This is a genomic window from Streptomyces sp. NPDC089424 (genome assembly GCF_044749345.1).
Classification (GTDB): Bacteria; Actinomycetota; Actinomycetes; order Streptomycetales; family Streptomycetaceae; genus Streptomyces.
In genome coordinates this window covers 1,395,587-1,413,633 of the sequence record NZ_JBIVHU010000002.1, presented here as the reverse complement: position 1 = coordinate 1,413,633, position 18,047 = coordinate 1,395,587, and the positions used below count along the sequence as shown (strand labels likewise).

The 18,047-nt window shown below is 68.1% G+C and carries 14 protein-coding genes; 5 read left to right on the top strand and 9 right to left on the bottom strand.

What is annotated here, in order from left to right; translation table 11 throughout:
- Positions 1–290: 290 nt before the first annotated feature.
- Complete coding sequence (locus tag ACIP2X_RS13865; protein WP_349817350.1) at positions 291–374, bottom strand: putative leader peptide; 84 nt, start codon at positions 372–374, stop codon at positions 291–293.
- A gap of 135 nt (positions 375–509) precedes the next feature.
- On the opposite strand from ACIP2X_RS13865, the gene ACIP2X_RS13860 reads away from it, so the two are divergent.
- Positions 510–932, top strand: a complete 423-nt coding sequence (locus ACIP2X_RS13860) for a secondary thiamine-phosphate synthase enzyme YjbQ (protein ID WP_401671713.1) — start codon at positions 510–512, stop codon at positions 930–932.
- A gap of 217 nt (positions 933–1,149) precedes the next feature.
- On the opposite strand, the gene ACIP2X_RS13855 is transcribed toward ACIP2X_RS13860, so the two are convergent.
- Positions 1,150–1,674, bottom strand: coding sequence for a hypothetical protein (locus tag ACIP2X_RS13855; RefSeq protein ID WP_401671711.1), 525 nt, complete (start codon positions 1,672–1,674; stop codon positions 1,150–1,152).
- A 369-nt stretch (positions 1,675–2,043) separates the two neighbouring features.
- On the opposite strand from ACIP2X_RS13855, the gene ACIP2X_RS13850 reads away from it, so the two are divergent.
- Entirely contained in the window at positions 2,044–4,140 is a 2,097-nt protein-coding gene (locus ACIP2X_RS13850; RefSeq protein ID WP_401671708.1) for an RNA-directed DNA polymerase, read from the top strand.
- A gap of 281 nt (positions 4,141–4,421) precedes the next feature.
- On the opposite strand, the gene ACIP2X_RS13845 is transcribed toward ACIP2X_RS13850, so the two are convergent.
- From ACIP2X_RS13845 to ACIP2X_RS13825, 5 genes are all read right to left on the bottom strand, one after another.
- Positions 4,422–4,655: a DUF2399 domain-containing protein gene (locus ACIP2X_RS13845; protein ID WP_401672362.1), complete on the bottom strand. Its 234-nt coding sequence runs from the start codon at positions 4,653–4,655 to the stop codon at positions 4,422–4,424.
- A gap of 64 nt (positions 4,656–4,719) precedes the next feature.
- Positions 4,720–8,121, bottom strand: coding sequence for an SAV_2336 N-terminal domain-related protein (locus tag ACIP2X_RS13840; RefSeq protein WP_401671706.1), 3,402 nt, complete (start codon positions 8,119–8,121; stop codon positions 4,720–4,722).
- Between the two features lie 16 nt (positions 8,122–8,137).
- A complete protein-coding gene (locus ACIP2X_RS13835; protein ID WP_401671704.1) occupies positions 8,138–9,145 on the bottom strand; it encodes an AAA family ATPase in 1,008 nt (335 codons plus the stop codon).
- Positions 9,142–11,307, bottom strand: coding sequence for a trypsin-like serine protease (locus ACIP2X_RS13830; protein WP_401671701.1), 2,166 nt, complete (start codon positions 11,305–11,307; stop codon positions 9,142–9,144). Before ACIP2X_RS13830 ends, ACIP2X_RS13835 begins: the two co-directional genes overlap by 4 nt.
- Before the next feature lies 1 nt (position 11,308).
- Entirely contained in the window at positions 11,309–11,623 is a 315-nt protein-coding gene (locus ACIP2X_RS13825; protein WP_401671698.1) for a trypco2 family protein, read from the bottom strand.
- A gap of 146 nt (positions 11,624–11,769) precedes the next feature.
- Between ACIP2X_RS13825 and ACIP2X_RS13820 the strand changes: the two genes are divergently transcribed.
- Entirely contained in the window at positions 11,770–13,701 is a 1,932-nt protein-coding gene (locus tag ACIP2X_RS13820; RefSeq protein ID WP_401671696.1) for an N-6 DNA methylase, read from the top strand.
- A gap of 674 nt (positions 13,702–14,375) precedes the next feature.
- On the opposite strand, the gene ACIP2X_RS13815 is transcribed toward ACIP2X_RS13820, so the two are convergent.
- The gene (locus ACIP2X_RS13815) at positions 14,376–15,023 is read right to left on the bottom strand and encodes a maleylpyruvate isomerase N-terminal domain-containing protein (protein WP_401671694.1); all 648 of its coding nucleotides are present in this window, start codon (positions 15,021–15,023) and stop codon (positions 14,376–14,378) included.
- Between the two features lie 188 nt (positions 15,024–15,211).
- Between ACIP2X_RS13815 and ACIP2X_RS13810 the strand changes: the two genes are divergently transcribed.
- Positions 15,212–16,201: a pirin family protein gene (locus ACIP2X_RS13810; RefSeq protein WP_401671691.1), complete on the top strand. Its 990-nt coding sequence runs from the start codon at positions 15,212–15,214 to the stop codon at positions 16,199–16,201.
- 79 nt (positions 16,202–16,280) lie between these two features.
- Here ACIP2X_RS13810 and ACIP2X_RS13805 read toward each other — a convergent pair whose 3' ends face one another.
- Positions 16,281–16,460, bottom strand: coding sequence for a hypothetical protein (locus ACIP2X_RS13805; RefSeq protein WP_401671689.1), 180 nt, complete (start codon positions 16,458–16,460; stop codon positions 16,281–16,283).
- Between the two features lie 69 nt (positions 16,461–16,529).
- On the opposite strand from ACIP2X_RS13805, the gene ACIP2X_RS13800 reads away from it, so the two are divergent.
- Positions 16,530–18,047 carry a serine/threonine-protein kinase gene (locus ACIP2X_RS13800; RefSeq protein WP_401671687.1) on the top strand — a complete coding sequence of 506 codons (1,518 nt, stop codon included), beginning with the start codon at positions 16,530–16,532 and terminating at the stop codon, positions 18,045–18,047.

Below are 18,047 nucleotides of genomic sequence, written 5' to 3'. Positions count from 1 at the left end.
TCCAGGGCGACACAGCGGCGACAGGGAGGCGAACAAGGCGACGACAAGGCGATACAGCGCTACGGCGATAAACCGACACGACCAGCAGCGACGTGACGACGAGGCGAAGGGGCGAGAGGCGAAGTGCCGACGAGGCGAAGTGATGGGCCGCCGACCTGGCCACCGGCACCGCACGGAGAAGCGGCGGTCAGGCGGGACGCGACGAGCCCTGTGCGCTCCCGCTCAGGGCAGGACCGGCTGACCCACCCCAGGCAGGGGTGGACACGAGGGCGCGAGAAGGAAGAAGGGCGTCAGCAGCCGCGGCGACACGCGGCGGAAGCCACCCGCAGCAGGTCGATGTGACCGCGCGTGGTGAGCAGAGCTGAACGCAACATGCGGCTGAAGGTAGCCAGATGGCGTGTTCGCGGTCAATGGCCGTCTCGCCAAGTGGACCTGGCGTATCGGCGTCCGGGCGCGCGACCGGCCGCAGAGGTCGAGGCGGGCGTCAGCAATGGGTCAGGATGGAACACATGTCAGACGCGTTCACCACCCGAGTCCTCCAGGTCTCCTCCGGCTCCGAGGAGACGGTCGTCGATCTCACCCGTGACTGCGAGTCCTTCCTGGCGGAGGTGGCCACGGGCCGCGACGGCCTGCTCAACGTCTTCGTCCCCCACGCGACCGCCGGAATCGCCGTCATCGAGACGGGCGCCGGCAGCGACGACGACCTTCTCGCCGCCCTGCACACCCTGCTCCCCGCCGACGACCGATGGCAGCACCGCCACGGCAGCCCCGGCCACGGACGCGACCACGTCCTCCCGGCGATCGTTCCGCCCCACGCGACCCTGCCGGTCGTGGACGGGCGGCTGGAACTGGGGACGTGGCAGTCGGTGTGCCTGGTGGACACGAACACGAGCAACACCAACCGTCAGGTCCGACTGTCGTTCCTCGGGTAGTTTCTCGACATCCGTGACTGTAGGAGTGATCTCCGGCCACACCAAGCGAGGAAACGTGCCCGGCTCAGGTCAGGGCCGCGTGAGCCGTTCCTCGCGGCGAAGGCGCAGCAGGGTGGCTCCCTGCCGCCGGGGATGCGAACGGTTGGGGATGACCTGGCTGCCGAAGTCGAGGCCTCACTGAAGCGCTCTCCGAAACAATCTGGGGCAGTCGCCTTGCTCAGGTGCGGCTCGGCGGCAGATTGTGCCGGCTGACGGCCAGGTAGGTCTCGGGCGTCGCGGCTTCGAGGAGATCGTCGTCTCCCCTGAGTTCGAGCTGCGGCTCCTGGTGGCGGTGCAGAAGATCACTCCACTCGCTTGTCGAGCCCTGTTCGTAGGCGTCGCGGAGTAGCGGGCGAAGCCGTGGGCAGGCTTCTTCCTGCTGCTCGTGAAGGATTCGCCGGCGGGTGAGGCGTTGATCTTCCTGGTCTGCCTCGCTGATGTGCTCGGTGTCGGGCTGCTGCTCCTTGGCGCGTAGCCCTGAGGTTCGCCGCGCGATGAGCAGATCCCCTTGATGGAGGCGCTCGCAGGAGGCAAACAGGCGGCGGGACATGCTGAGGTGGACTTCGGTCCCGGGGATGCGGCAGGTGAGGAAGTCGTCCAGGCACCTGGAGCTAACGCCCGCGCGGAGGACGAGCTGCTCGACCTGGGCGTCTGCGCCGCGGGCATCGGCTCGTAGGCCTTGGGTAAGGCCGTCCTGCTCCAACAGCCGGTCGATCTGCTGCTGGACCGCTCGGTAGCCGGTCGATGGACGGCTGACTGGTCGAAGTCTGCCGGAACTATGCCCAGGGCCGTCGCTATTTGGCGGACCATCAGGTGACCTGGCTGGTGAGATCGACTCGTAGGGAGGCTACGATCCGGATCAACGCAGTCGGCGGGTCTCAGGAACCCATCCCTTGCGATGGGCCCTTCGGTCTTGGCCACTTGGTGCCACATCGGGTGTCTGGGAGCGGTCCCTGTGCTTGCACAGGGTGGTGGAGGGATACAGCGGTCCGCCAGTGATGGGGCGGCAGAAAGATCAAGGTGAGGCTCGTCGGCTGCGTCTCACGAGCACGGACGGGGTGGTTCAGTGACGATGGCGGACGACTTCGAGGACCTCACCCCGGCGCAGTTCCGCAAGGCGGTTGTCAGCGGCTCCATCTACCCGTATACCGAGCACCGGATACCCAAGCGCCGTGGCGGACTGCGAATTTTGCATACCCCAGTCCGCCGGTTGTCCGAGATGCAACGGGCAATCCTGGCCCGGCTGGAGAATCTTCCAGCCGGGTTCGAGCCGCACCCAGCAGCGTTCGCCTATCGAAGCGGCCGGTCGGTGGTCGACTGTGCTGCTGTCCATCTGCGAGCCCACACCGTGATTCGGCTGGACATCGCTGACTTCTTCGGGAGCATCCGGGAAAGGCACGTCCACGCTGTTCTGAAGGATGCCTGGAGTCACCTGGCGGGGCGCGAGTACCGGATCGATCTTGTGGAGGACGACAACGGCCGTCAGGAGGTCGGCCTTCGTCGTACGGGCCGTAGCTTGCGCACGTTCACCATGGCCCGGCTGGTCACCGTTTCTCCGCCTGGGCCGAACAGGACCTGGACGAACCGTGGTACCGGGCGCCGCAGCGTCCATCTGGAGGCCACAGGACAGAACTTCTCTGTTTCCCGTCCCGACCTGGTCTACAAGCACACCCGGGAGGGGTTCCTGCCGCAGGGCGCCCCCACAAGCGGATACATCTCGAACCTCGTCATGCGCGACTTCGACGCCGTGGTCACCCACTTGGCCGAGTCCTTGGGGCTGCGCTACACGCGCTACAGCGACGACGTGTACTTCTCCAGCCGTCGGCTCCTTCGCCACGAATACGTCGACCGTCTCGTAGCGGGTGTGAAGAAGGCCTTGGAACCGTTGGGCATGAGGCTCAACACAAAGAAGACCTATGTGGCCCGTCCCGGTGCGCGCCGCAGTGTGCTGGGCATCCTCGTCGACGGTCCCGCTCCTCGCCTGACGCGCGAGTACAAGCGTCGTATCACCAAGCATCTGCGAGGGGCCGCGGCGTTCGGTATCGAGCAGCATCGCCGTCATCAGAAGTTCAAGGACCTGGCCGAGCTGGACGCCCACGTGACTGGGCTGCTGTCGTTCGCGCACATGGTCGAGCCCGGCTGGGCCGAGGAACAGCTCGAAGACTGGAAGCGGCTGCGAGGGATTCCCCTCGAACATGAGGAACCGGTGACTGTGCAGCACGGGCTCGACCTGTCCTGGGCCGCGGAGGATGAGGCCTCCCAGGCGGAGCTGGCCAAGACCTCGATCGACGATCTCATCCGCGGTGCCCAGCGTTATCGCTCGTCCTCGGACTACCTGGAGATGCTTGAGTTCGTCGGCCGGTTCAAGAGATACGCACCATTCAATGCGATGGTGGTCCACATCCAGAAACCGGGGGCACGCTACGTTTTGTCCTCCTCGGAGTGGAAGTCGAAGTACCAGCGGGTACTGAAGCCCGGTGCCCAGCCGCTGCTGATATTCCAGCCTCGTGGGCCGTACATGCTCGTCTACGACGTCGGGGACACTGAAGCCTTGCCTGGGGCGCTGCCTCTGCCCAAGGCGATCACTGCACCGGTCTCGGTGGCTTCCCGGGCCAGCGAGAAGGAACTTGCCGAGGTCTGGCATTACACCCAGACGAACCTTGCGCCTCTGGGTATCCGGCTTACCTTGGTCGGACACGGGGCGTCCTCCTGCGGGCGCACGTACCGCAGCACGTCTGACGGGTTCGTCGAGCGCCCCGGAAGCAGACCTGGTGCCCACCAGGAGAAATATCCCACGCTGTTCGAAATCGAGGTGAACCGGAACCTATCCCTGCTGGACCGGTACGTCACACTTGCCCACGAACTCGGCCACCTACTCTGTGGACATCTCGGTTCAGGCCCTGAGGATGCCTGGCCCGACCGGTTCTTGCCGAAGACCGTAGAGGTCCATGCGCGCAACGAAGTCGAGGCCGAGTCCATCGCCTACATGGTCCTCAAGCGCCTGGACCCGGATGTACAGATGGGCGACTACATTACCGGACACCTCGGCCCCAACCAGCAGGTTCCTGAGACCGTTGCCCTCAACCTCGCATTCAAGGCCGCCGGCCTGATCATCGAGATGGGTAAAAGACGCATCCCCGCCACCAAACTTCAGAAGCCCAAGAAATGATCAGGGTGTCATAGTGCGCTTATTCATGGAGGAGAGGGCGGAGTCCGTCGATCCGCCGACGCCGTCTCTTGGGGTCGAGGCCCAAGCTCGCGAGGTAGACGTACTTGAGCGTGGTCTGCTCGGTGGGGAAGTGCCCGCGGGCGCGGATGGCAGACTGATTGTAGGGGGGATCACCGACAAGGCCTGGGCGCGGTTCAAAGCCCGTGTGGAGGAACAGGGCGGCGAGGTGCTGGAGCCGAAGGGGGCCTCCCCCTGGGTGGTGGACATGTCCCGAGGTTTTCCTACGTCCGACCCGGCAGGTCGTCCGCCAGAAGGTCGAGGGTGACCTCCTTATGGAGCGCGACGCCGAGGGCGTTCATGGCAGGGGCGAGATGCTGGTCCCAGGCTGCGCTGACGGGCTGGCCACGGCCGCTACGAAACGCTTGCGGGAGTGCGGTCTGCCAGTTCAAGGACCGTGCGTGGGCGATCCGCTCACTCACCTCCCGGCGTGAGTGTGTAAATGGGGCTCGCGGCATATATGGGTGATCTTGACGGAGCCCGTTTAACAGGAGCTTCATCCTTTTTGTATAGAAGTCGGCCTCACTGCCCGGAGTCAGAAACCGCCGCCATGGCGTCTCGTAGCCAGGACCTGATGCCTCGGGACTGGGCGCGGAGCTCTTGGGCGGCCTTCGATTGCTCGTTAATGTGGCGCCGGGTAACTGTCCAGCCTTCGTCGGCCACACCCTTGGCCTCTAGGTAGTGGCCGAGCCTGGCAAGCCGGACGGCCAGGTTGTTCAAGCTCACGGCAAAGTCCGAGTAGACATCGACTTCTCTTAGCCCGGCAAGGTTGCGATACAGCTCGACAGCCTCCTCGGTGGCCCGCAACGCATCTTGGTGATGTCCGAGCACGCCTAGCCGGTTGCCCAAGTTGGTCAGGCTAGTGGCGAGAGTGCGCCGGTGCGTCGCCTTGGCGTCGAGGTCGACCAGTGCACGGTTGATGGCGACGGCTTCGCGGATCGTCTCAAGGGCTTGCTCCGAGTGACCCGTAGCGGCCATGTGGTTGGACAGGTTGGTCATGACCATTGCGAGGCCGGGACCGTACTTCCCGAATTCCTGATCGCTCAGCACTCGATGCATCTGTACGGCCTCGGTCAGGGGGGCGAGGCTTTCGTCTGCCCGACCCGCTTCGCCCAACCTGACGGCGAGATCGCCAAGGGACCTGGCAAGGTCGACCGGGTAGGCCTCCTCGGTGGCCAAGGTCTTGTCCCGGTACAGCGCCACGGCTTCCTGAACGGCTTTCAGCGACTCGCTTGTCCGGCCAATGGCGGCCAGGTGGCCGGACAACCTCATGAGACTCATTGCGAGTTCGGGACCATAGATGCGTGGATCGAGCCGAGCCAGCTGGCGACCTCGTTCGACAGCAGCCTCATCGGTGGCGACGGCCTGCTCCAACGTTCGCGCCATTTCCGACGGGCCGACCGACGCCGTGGAGAAGGCCGAGACCAGGTCGGTCGGGGAGGGGCGGCGGGCAGGGACGGCGTCCAGGCAGCTCCAGAGAGTTTCCAGGAGCTCCGGGTCCCATCCCCATGAGGCCAGGTTCGACCGGTGCCCATGGTCGACTCTGAGGTCCTCCCATCGGCCAGTCAGTACGGACAGAAGTAGTGCGCCGATGGCATAGACATCGGCCTCCGGGGTGGGTGAGGGCGCGGCGTCACTCGCCTCGAGGTACGTGTCGCTGACAGGGAACGCGTCGCGATGAGGGCTGTCGATTCCGTCGACGCTCGCCGTCATCCAGCCGATCAGCCGAATGTCGCGGTCGGTCACCAGAACAGACCTCGGCGCGAGTGCGCCGTGCACGAGCCCGACGCCATGGGCACGCTCGAGGGCCTCGGCCAGACCACGGCCGATCCGCAGGAAGAGTTCCGTCGAGATGGGTCCCTTGTGGGTATCAACGACTGTGCGCAAGTTTGGCGCCGGCCCGGATGACGGATCGTCAGTGAGATTCACGCAAGCAGCGGCAACCCATGGCCGCCCATCGGAGTCCAATCCCTCGTCGATGAGTTCGGGCGCATACCTGCCTCCCATCCGCAGCAGGCTCTCGGCTTCCACACGGATGAGGTCCCGAGCGCTCGGGTCGCTGATGTAGTGAGGGGACGGTGCTCGGACCGTGACGATGGTGCCGATCTCGTCAACGGCCAGGTACATCGCCATGTGCGGCCAGCCACGAACACTACGGCCCTCGAGCTGGAATCGGCCGAGTCGCGCCGGGTCGCCCGGTTCGAGCGGTGCCCAGCCCCCCGGCAGATCGCTGAGCCCGTGGGCGTACGGCATGCCCGGTTCAGCGATCTCCGCGGACTGCGCGTCCACCTCGTCGACGATATGAGGCCGCGGTGGCGCGGGCGTCGGCGCAGCGGCGGTCACGGCTGTCACGCCGAGGCGTTTCAGCAACTGCTCTTTCAGCCAGCCGAAGGAGCGCCCCGTGTCATCGATGACGGCGGAGCCCTCCGGGTGGCCGACCCAGGCCGGAAAGGCCGTGGCGCGCCCCACGGCGGCCTCGATGCGCTCGGTGACGGTCGTGGTGGTGCGCAACAGCTCGCCGGGGGAGACGGCGCTGAGGAGGATGCGGCGGGAGTTGGTGGAGAAGTCGAAGCGCCGGTGGTGGGGCAGCCGGTCGGGTTCGTCGATGCCGAGCTGGTGCATGAGGCCGCCCAGGAACACCTCCATGAGGTGTCCGGGGTCGGTGGAAGACCCGAGTGCGGTCTGCACCAAGCGCATCACCGGCGGCGTGACGGGCGAGACCGCGGCCAGATGGGCCGCGAGCCGGTAGGCCTCGGGAGAAGCGGCTTCCCTGAAGCGCAGGACCGCCTCGGCGTCGTCGCCCTGGCGGATCTCGGTGACAGGCTGTCCGGTGGAAGGCCGGCCGCTGGTCCACAGGGGAAGGAGCGCTGTGCCGCTAGGCGAGGCGATGAGCCGCGCCCACTCGGCTACGGCGGCGGGGCTCGGTTCGAGAACCGGGATCGGTACGGAGTCGAAGCTGACGAGGTCGGGCGGCAGGTCCGGATCGGTGACCTGCCATGCGGCTGTCGGGCCACCGCGGCGGGGTGTGGTGACCTGCCAGCGCTGCGCGCTGATCCCGGTGCTCGACCAGAGTCTCGTGGGCAGTGCCTGGACGATCGCGGTGGGGCCGCACCGCGCCCAGCGCTCCAGCACGTGCCGCATGCCGCCGGTCTGCCATGCCTCTCCCACGCCGTCGCTGACCACGAGGACGAGGGTGTTACCGGTAGGGTCGCTCAGCGTGTTCGGCGACTGGCGGCGGCCGCTGTCACGGTAGGGGCTGGTACGGAGAAAGGGCGTGCCGCCGCGTGTGTGCAGTCCATAGACACGCACGTCGCGAAAGGCTCCGGCGCGTTCCATCAGCGCTCGGATCTCGGCGGCGAGACGCTGCCAGAGGATCATGGAGATGCCGTCGTCGATGACGAGGGCGAGGGAGAGCCAGCGGGTCGGCACGGGACGGGTAACGGTCTCGGTCATTCCGGTATCCGCCATGGCGGCGACGGTCCGGGTAATGTCGAGTTCGTCACGTCGGCGGTCGGGAAACCGCTGCCGCAGTGGACGGACGGCCTTCCCGAGGGACAGCTGCCCGGTGCCGACGGGCCGGGTGTCCGGTGCGCGGACGGCGACCGCGGGCGAGGACGGCGCGTCCGTGTTCTCGTACGCGTGCTGCTGTGCCGCGGCCATGAGCGGGCGTGCGAGTTCGGTGTCCGTGTGCTTGGCTTCGGTGTGCTCGGCGGTCGTTCCGCTGGGCTCTGCGTACTCCCACGACCGCGAAGGTGATTCGTCCGGTTCCGGACTGTCCGGTTGCGGACTGTCGGGGGCCGTCGCCGGTACGACGGCCCGGGCTAGGGTCCCGGCGCCCGGGGGCAGCTTTCCAGCGAGCCAGAGCGTGTCGAGCAGTTCCTCGTGCGAGAGCTCCGCCCCGCTGTCGGCCAGGACCTTCGTCACGCGTGAGATCACGGCGTCACACAGCTCCGGCGAGCCGGTGCAGGACGGCCTGCAGAAGGGAGCCGGCGTCGAGGTCGACGCCACCCTTGCGGAGAAAAACGGCGTTCAGGAGCTGATCGGTGGCAAGTTCGCCGGAGACTCGGCGGTCGAGGAACTGCCGCAGCAAGTCGTCGACGCCGTCGAGAGCCTCGGGGCCGAGGTGCGCGGCGACGATGTCCCTCAGGCGCTGTTCGTCGGGCTCGGGGAGGTCGAGGCGGACACAGCGCCTGAGGAAGGCAGGCGGGAAGTCCCGCTCACCATTGCTCGTGATGATTACGACGGGGAACTCCCGGCAGCGGACACGGCCGTGTGTGACCGGGGCCGGGGCACTCGGGTCGTCGGTCTGGACGTATACCGGCACCTCGCCGTCGGGCAGGCGGGTGAGCTCGGGAATGGTGAACTCACCCTCCTCGAAGACCGTCAGCAGGTCGTTGGGCAGGTCGACATCGCCCTTGTCCAGCTCGTCGATGAGGAGCATGCGGGGACGTTCCTGGGGAATGAGAGCGTTACCCAGAGGGCCGAGACGGATGTACTGGCCGATGTCCGGTTCCCTGCCGTCCGCGTTGCGGCTCAGGTTGGCCTCCCGTAGCCGGCCGACGGCGTCGTACTGGTATAGGGCGTCGTGCAGGGCGGAACGGCTGTTGACGGGCCACTGCAGGACACGGCCGAGCGCCATTTCATGGGCGACGGCGTGGGCCAGCGAGGACTTTCCCGTGCCGGGAGCTCCGGTCACCAGCAGCGGCCGACGCAGATGGAGCGCCGCGTTCACGACATCGGCCTCGTCGGGGCCGATGAGATAGGGCCGGGCAGCCGGGCTCACACCTTTCGTCGGCGGCACTTTCGGCAGGTCGAAGCGGCGCCACGGCGGCGCTTCGGGAAACGGGACCTCGCGGCGCTCTCCGTCTCCGCGGAAGAGCCGCCAGCCGTCTTGGTCGGACGTGGAGGGCTGGGAGTACGTACCGCCCGCGGGCTGGGGGGTGCTCATGACGCGTAGGTTCCTTTCCTGGGGTCCCTCAGTCGCAGCGGCCCGGGACCCTGGGGCTGACCGTCGGGTTCCCAGACGAGGGCGGGGCGAGCCTGATGCTCTCCCGGGTAGGCGAGGGAGCGGCTCCGGTACTCGCGGACGCGCTCGGGAAGACCGTCCAGCCCGCCGCCGGGCGCGAGACTTCTCAGCCTGGGGGAGTCGTCGTAGCCGTCGGCGTCGCGGTCGAAGAGGACGACTGGAACCCCCAGTGCGAGGCAGAGGGCCAGCCAGGACTCGCGTTGATCGGCGGGGCCGTTGAGTACGACTTGCGCGACGTCCCGGTGTTCGTTCTCGAGGAGATACCTGAGCTGCTGGAAGGTGACGGACGTGGAGTCGGTGACCAGAGCCCTCGTCTGTCCGTGCTTCCACCGGCGCGTCTGGTCCTTGTCACGTTCGGCTCTGAGGCCGCTCATCTCAGGGCAGCTCAGGGTCACGCGGTAGTCCGCCCCGATCGGCTGAGCGGGCATGAACTCGTCGAGACACACGGGTTCCCACTCATCGACGGCCAGATGGAGGCTTCTCCGTTCCACTACGACCGTCACCCACGGCACATGATCCCCCTGCCCGGGCTCCTCCCTCGTGGCGGCTACAGCCTCGCGCAGACTGTGCGCGGCCTCCTGGGGCGTCTTCGCAAGCGGTCCTGTCTCGTGGAGAACGCTGTGTGAGCCGTCCGTGCGGGCCAGCAGGAACTGGCACCGATACCGTTCGTCCTCCGCGGAGTCGTCGAGTTCCAGCTTCATCACTATTCGCGCCACCGGCGGGCTTTCACGCTCCGCCCAGTGGGTGGCGTCCCGGCGCCGTTCGTTCAGGGCGTCGAGATGGATACCGAGCCGGGTGGCGGTCGCCGACGTCCATGAGCACAGTTTGGCGGCCGTTTCGGGGCTCGACGCCGCCGCCACGTACTCGACGAGACGCAGGAGTGCCGGGACCGGTGGCGTGCCCTGGGGGACGCTCTCGCTGTCGAAGAGCGCCTCCAGTTCCACGATCGCGTTGTCGAGGAGGTCCTCCGTGAGACGGGGATGGGTGAGGCTCTCGGGAAGGACCGTGTAGCGCAGCGCCTCGCGGGCGGCCCGCGGTAGCAGCGTCGAGTGCTCCTTGCAGAGCCCGTGCAGAAGGTCGAACAACTCCTCGTACTCGGACTGGGAGAGCAGGGAACCGCATTCGAGTGTCTGGGCTTGGAAGAACAGGGCGGTAAGAGAGGCGCGGTTGGCTTCGCCTGCACCCGTCACGGCGAGCGCGCCGCCGAGCGACGCGAGGGCGCGGGGGTGTGCCGCCAGGAGGGCAGAGACGTCGGCGAGGGTGGGCTCGTAGCCGCCGATGTCGTAGCCCAGACCACGCGCCAGGTCCCGCGCGTGTGGAATTCGCAGGGTGGGATCGGCGAACAGCGGAGTGAGCAGTTTTTCAAGTTCGCGCTCGGCAGGCGTACGCTCGGCGGCGGGTCGGGCCTTCGGCAGGGCGGCGGCGTCGAGTACGGTCATGCCGGGGGACCCGCCACCGTGCCTCTCGACGTGGGCCACGAAGTCGACGTCTTCGACGAAGGTGTGGACTGGGACGGCGAACAGACGTCTTGCCGCGTATGTCTGCGGTTCCCGGATCACGACTCCGACAAGGTGGTCGTCGCAGAAGACAGCGGTTCCCGAAGCCCCGCCCCAGGCCATGCTGTCGACGGCCCCGGGAGCGGGCGAGGGGCCCTGGTCCAGGACGTAGCGGTCGCCGGAGCCTGACAGGGGCGACAGGACGCCACGTAGATGTTCGACTTGCCGCGTGTCGACGACCGCCGCTTTCGGGAAGCCGAGACCGTCGTACTGCAGCGGTACCTTGCCCGCCGGACGGCCCCATCGGACGGGACCCGACACGTCCGTCTCGTGGTCGACGCGCAGAAGCGCGACGTCCAGCCCCTCAGGGTGTTCCCAGAGGAGCTCCGCCCCCACGTGTGCCGTCAGGCCGTCACGCGGGTGGCCCAAACGCACCTGGATCTTCGGCCAGAGCTTTCCCGTGTCGACTTGCACCAGCACATGACGGGCGGTGAGCACCAATCGTGGGGCGATCAGATAGCCGGAGCCGACGCTGTGGCGTCGCTGGTCGATCCCGCAACGGATCAGCGCGAGTCTGCGCGGATCCACGTCACTCCTCGTCCCAGGACCCGGATTCCGCGTCGCTGATCTCGGGGCTCGTGCCGCCCGCGGCACGATCGCGGACAGACAGCTTGAGGGTCAGCCGATGGGTGCGGACGCTGGAGAGTTCCCCGCCGACTCCGACAGTGGCCACACCGAAGGTGAGCTTGCCGTCGCCCTTGCCGCTCTTGCGCAGTTCGAGTAGCAGCTCCAGTTCCGCCTCTTCGACAGTGAAGCCGAACTGCTGCCCAGCGCCGAGGTCTTGTGCCTGGTAGAGCTCCTGCCGGAGCTCTTCGATGGCGGCGGCCAGCCCGATCGTCGACACCCTTGCCTCGCCCCCGGTTCACGAAAATCAGCATGCCGTCGTTACGTTACAGCGCATGCGAGGCGGCTCCAACCTCGATCACGGACAATTGAGACGGGACGAAGTAGTGAGACCGCGACCGGCGCACCGGCAGCTGAAGGAGCCCAATGGAACCACCGCTGGAGGAAACCCCTGACGACCAGGCGGAGCTGCCGGGAGCCACTGATGCGGTGGATATTCAGAATTTTCTGTGGCAGGCCGTCGACAAGCTCCGAGGTTCTGTCGACTCCGCCCTCTACAAGGAGTTCGTCCTCGGCCTGGCCTTCCTCAAGTACGTTTCCGAGTCCTTCGAAGAGCGCCGCAGGGAACTGGCCGGAGAACTCGCTGCGGACGGAGTCGCCGAGGATCTCGTGGAGGCCCGTTTGGAACGGCCCGAGGAGTACACGCGCGTCGGTGTGATCTGGGTTCCGAAGACCGCGCGCTGGTCCCGGATCGCGGCCCACACCGACGGCCGGACGAGCGGCCGGATCCTCGATGAGGCGATGGACGCGCTCATGCGGGATAACACCTCTCTCCGTGGTGCCCTTCCGAAGATCTTCGAACGAAGCGCGGTCCAGCAGGTACGCCTCAACGAACTCGTCAGCCTCATTGACGGAATCAATTCCCGCGACGCGTCAGGAACGGCGCAGGACGTGGGTGGTGCCCTCTACGAACACGTCCTCGCTGGCTTCGCGGACCTGGAGGGCAGACGAGGGAGCGAGTTCTACACGCCCCGGTCGGTCGTCCGGCTGATCGTAGAGATCCTGCGGCCATACGAAGGCCGACTGTACGACCCGGCGTGCGGCTCGGGCGGCATGTTCGTCGAAGCGGCCAAGTTCGTCCGAGCCCACCGAGGAAGTGGGCACAAGTCTGGCATCACGGTCTACGGCCAAGAGGTCAATGCGCGGACCTGGCGCCTGGCCAAGATGAACCTCGCCGTCCACGCCATCCACGGAGACCTGGCCGGAAGCTCGAGCGACTCCCTCGTCGACGACCAGCATCCGGACCTCAAGGCGGACTTCGTCATGAGCGTCCCGCCCTTCAACGTGAAGTCGGGACTGAGCAGCACCGACCCAAGGTGGCAGTACGGTGTTCCGCGGGACACCAACGCCAACTATGCGTGGCTCCAGAACGCGGTCGCCAAGCTCGACCAGCACGGCACGGCAGCCATCGTTCTCGCCAACGGCTCGGTGCACGCCACCGTGAAGGCAGACGTCGGGATCCGCAGGGCGATGCTGGAGGCAGACCTCGTGGCCTGCGTCGTCGCGCTGCCGGATCGGCTGTTCCTGTCGACAGGGATCCCGGCGAGCCTGTGGATCCTCACCAAGGACAAGCCGACGGCCCGGCGCGGCAAGATCCTCTTCATGGACGCTCGGCAATTGGGGAGTTCCGCAAGCCGGTCGCGGCGTGTCCTGACAGACGCCGACCTGGCCAGAATCGCCGGGACGTACCACTCGTGGCGGGGGCCGGCATCAGCAGGCGAACACGGAGTGACGTATACGGACGAACCAGGGTTCTGTGTCTCGGAGTCGCTCGACAGTGTGCGTCAGCACGGCTGCATCCTGACACCCGGGCTATACGTAGGTGCCTCACCAGCTATCGCGAAACCGGGCAGGGCCGACCCGGATGACCTCGCCAAGTTGGCGAGTGACCTGTACGCCCTCTTCGACTGGGGACCGACCGTACGAACAGCAGCGACACGTCCGCGCCAGACGCAACCTACGCGTCGCCGGGAGGAGGATCTGCCTCGTCGGCAGCAGCCCGACGCTTCGGCCAGAACGCTGAACGCTGACGAGCGCGAGTTGCTGCGTCTGATCGCCCAGTCTCCGAAGCCGGTGGCTGCATCCACGTTCTTTGACACGATCAACCCGGCGGACTTCGAGCGAAGCGCCGCGGCGGAAGACCCGCGCCGGGTGGCCTGGCAGGAGAAGCAGTTCGGTCTCTACCAGGCGGTGCTCGACTTGCATGATGGGGGGCTAATCCGGATCGTGCACCCGGCGAACGGGGTGCGGCCGGACCTTATGGAGGCCACCGAGGCCGGCTACGACGCGCTTGCTTGACAGCGAGTTCAGCATGACCACCGCCGAGAAGGCAGGAGAGTCCGAAGATGCATGCCCGCCTGCTGGCATCTGCCGATGATACAAGTCGTCTGTCTGCAGCTTCGCCAAGCGCTCGCCTATCCGGAAGCCGCCCTCGAGCGGACCACCTCCGCCTGCGCAGGGATTACGTGCCCACCATGCCGTACCCCCGCGTCAGCGTCGGACCACCTCGCCTGCGCGGGGACTACACTTCCTGCCCTGGGAGGTTCGGTACGCTTTGCGCGTTCTTTGCTTGTGTGTCGCTACCATCCCGGCAGCCCAATGGCGAGGAGAGGCGCATGCCCCCTTATCCACCGGGTTCGTACCGCAGTGCGAAGAGAGCTTGATGTAGTTGGAGTGCCACCGGTCAGGCTGGCGGCGGTCGTTCCGAATGACTGCGGCTCCGCGTCAGGCGTCTCTCCTCGGGGCAATAACCCTCAGACCTTCAAGTCGCGAAGGCTGCCTTCCCCGAGCTGGCACCTGCCGACTAGAGCGGCCTGCGTTTCGCTACCCTGGGGTTGTCTTAACGGAGGTTGGTGGACACCAACAAGGACAACCCGAACCGGCAGGTGCGGTTGAGCTTCCTGGGCTGATCGCGGCCGACAGCGCGCCGGCCAGGTGCCCGTCCCCGATAGGGCGGAAGGGCGGAAGGCAGGTCACCCGAGGTACAAGGGTCGTCGTCCCCCCAGTTCGGCCGCCTCGGTGGCGGTCGGACGGCGCCGTCCCGTCCCGATCAGCAGGGCGTCGCGGTCGGTGAGGGACGTGGGGTACGCGCCCTGGGCGATCTCCTCCAGCAGGGCGCGGCTGCGGGCGAGTCCCTCCGTGGGCGGGTCCGCCAGGTGCGGGAGGTGTGCGACCAGGTCGAGGTGGTGCAGCGTCCACTCCAGGACGTACGCCGAGAGGTAGTCGCCCGCGGTGAGCACCTGGTCGCGTGTGCCGACCCGGAGGCCGGGGTCGGCGAGCGCGGCCGCTCGTCCGGCGGCGGAGCCGACGTCGTCGAGGTGGAACTTGAGCAGCCGGGGTTCCTGGTACGCCGCCGCGAGCCGGACGATCAGCGCGTCCAGCGGGTCCTCGCCGGTCGGAGCGGTGTCGGCCACCTCCCAGTAGGTCACCGCGTCGCGGGTCGGCCGGGCCTCGGTGGGCGTCGCGAGGGTGATCAGGACGTCCTGGGCGTCGATGACCAGATGGCACACCAGGTCCCGTACGAGCCAGCCGGCGCAGCCCGAGGGCTGGGCGAAGTCCTCGTCCGCGAGCCCGGCGACCGCCGCGCGCAACGCGGACCACGACCGCGAGAAGAGATCCACATCGGGACCGTAGTGCGGCGCCGCGCGGGCGTACAAGCGCATTCCCCGCCGACGCCTGTCAGTAGGCTGATTCCACCACGGGGTCCAAGGGGTACCCGCCAGAATGGTTTAATCGTCAACCGTTTACACTTCCCCGTGGTGGACGAGGCGCGGTCGCTGACCGCGGGAGCGGGCGGAAGGTGATCGCGATGAGCAACGTGGAAGCGGAGCCCTCGGAGGTACGGTGCGGAGCGCTGGTCGACGACCGGCAGCCGGCCGAGTCGCCGCGTGTCGACGTGCTCTCGGCGCGGGAGGTCCCCCTCGGCGGGCCGCGGGCGATGCCGGTGCGGCGGACGCTGCCCCAGCGGGCCCGGACACTGATCGGGGCCTGGTGCTTCGCCGACCACTACGGCCCTGACGACGTCTCCCGCACGGGCGGGATGGACGTCGCCCCGCACCCCCACACCGGCCTCCAGACCGTGAGCTGGCTCTTCAGCGGCGAGATCGAGCACCGCGACACCCTCGGGAGCCACGCCTTCGTCCGGCCCGGCGAGATGAACCTCATGACCGGGGGGTACGGCATCGCCCACACGGAGGTCTCCACCCCCGACACCACCGTGCTGCACGGCGTCCAGCTGTGGGTGGCGCTGCCCGAGGAGCACCGCGACACGGCACGCGACTTCCAGCACTACGTGCCCGGAACCGTACGGCTCGACGGCGCCGAGATCAGGGTCTTCCTGGGGTCGCTCGCCGGCGACACCTCCCCGGTGCGGACCTTCTCGCCCCTGCTCGGTGCCGAGATCGGCCTCGCACCGCACGCGGAGATCACCCTCCCCGTGGACGCCGCGTTCGAGCACGGCCTCCTCGTCGACAGCGGCGACATCCGCCTGGCCGGCACCTCGCTGGCCCGGGCGGAGCTGGGCTACGTCCACCCCGGTGCCGACTCCCTGACGCTGGTGAACGAGTCGGACGTGCCCGCGCGGGCGGTGCTGCTCGGCGGCACGCCGTTCGACGAGGAGATCGTGATGTGGTGGAACTTCGTCGGCCGCAGCCACGAGGACATCGTGCGCGCCCGCGAGGACTGGGAAGCGGCCTCCGACCGCTTCGGCACCGTCGAAGGCTACCCGGGCGACCGCCTTCCCGCCCCGAGCCTGCCCAACGCCGTCATCACACCGCGCCGCAACCCTCCGCGCCGCTGAGCGCCGTAAGAGTGCACGGGGCCCAGCGCGCTCACTCGCTCGGCCCCGGTCCATCCCTCGCTCGGTCCGGTTCTCCTGCTCAGTCCCGCTCCGCCATGTCGCAGCACCCCTCCCGCCGCATGTGGCGGCTGACCTCCAGCCAGTCGAACGCGTCGACCAGCCGTGCCGGCTTGCCCTCCTCCAGCGTGCCGAGGTCGGCCTCCAGGCCGAAGACCCGGGCCGACAGCAGGGGCACGGTGCGCAGCAGGCCGATCTTCACCCCTGGGTGCGGGGTGGATCAGGGAGGTCGCCCCGCGACCGTGCCGCTTCCTGCCCTAACCTATGGCGGGTGAACGCACCGGGGGACATGGTCGGCGGACGCTTCGAGCTGATCGAACGGCTCGGCAGCGGGGGGATGGGCACGGTCTGGCGGGCCCGGGACACCGTGCTGCACCGCGACGTCGCGCTGAAGGCCGTACGCCCGGACGCCGAGGCGTCCGAGGCCGTACGGGAACGGGTCATGCGCGAGGCGAGAGCACTGGCCCGACTCAGCAGTCCCTACGTGGTGACGATCCATCAGATCGTCGAGGCGGACCCCCATCCGTGGATCGTGATGGAGCTGGTGCCGGGCGTCTCGCTCCAACGGCGTCTCACGGAAGGCCCGTTGGGACCGGCGGAGGCGGCGCGCGTGGGCCGTCAGCTGCTCTCCGGACTGCGTGCCGCGCACGCCGCCGGCATCCAGCACCGTGACGTGAAGCCCGCCAACGTCCTGCTCCGCCCCGACGGCACCGCCGTCCTCACCGACTTCGGCATCGCCGCCCTCCAGGGCACGAGCGCGCTGACGGTCACCGGCGAACTCGTCGGATCCCCCGAGTACATGGCGCCCGAACGTGTCCGTGGCCGCGGCGACGACCCGGCGGCCGACCTGTGGTCCCTGGGCCTCGTCCTGTACGTGTGCGTGGAGGGCGTCAGCCCGTTGCGCCGTGAGACGACCCTCGCCACGCTGGCCGCGGTCCTCGACGACCCGGTGCCCCCGCCCGTCCGCTCCGGTCCCCTCGCTCCCGTCCTGCAGTCCCTCCTCGTACGCGACCCGGCGGCACGGCCCGGCGCCGAGCAACTGGACACGATGCTGGCGCAGGCCGAGTCCGGTGCCACTCCGCAGTGGGCCCAGCCGACGCTGACGGTGACACCGGCTCCGCCGCCTCCGCCGCTCCCGACACCCACACCGACGCGGCTGGACACGCCGCGGCCGAGCACTCGGTCCCGTGGCCGCGGGCCGCTCCTGATCGCCGCCGTCTCGGCCGCGCTGGCGGTGGGCGTGGTCACCGTCCTCGCCCTCACCCTCTTCACGCCCGACGACGGCAAGGGGGACGACAAGCAGACCGTCGGGGTGCGGGGAAGCTCGACGACCGCCTCCTCCACGGCGCCGGCCGACCCCACTCCTTCGCCCTCGCCCTCGACACCGACTCCCAGCGAAAGCCCGACGCCGTCCCAGCCCGAGCCGCCCGCGCCCTCACCGTCGGCCCCGGCCGAAGCGGGCCGCTGGATCGCCCAGCTGTACTCCGAGCCCGTCTCCACGGGCACCGCGGCGCGTGACCAACGCCTCGCCCGGGTACGAGAGTCGGTGCCCGAGGCCGTCTTCGTCCGCAGCGACGACTACGCCTCACTGCGGCCGGGCTACTGGGTGATCTACGCCCCCGGCCCGTTCGCGGACGGCCGCGCGGCGCTGACCTTCTGCGCCGAACGCGGGCGCACCACGCCGAACGACTGCATGGGCCGCTACCTGAGCACCAGCCCGGCCGACTACGCCCTCCAGTGCCGCCCACCGGCCACCAGCCCGACGGGGCGCTGCACGCGCGGGAGTTAG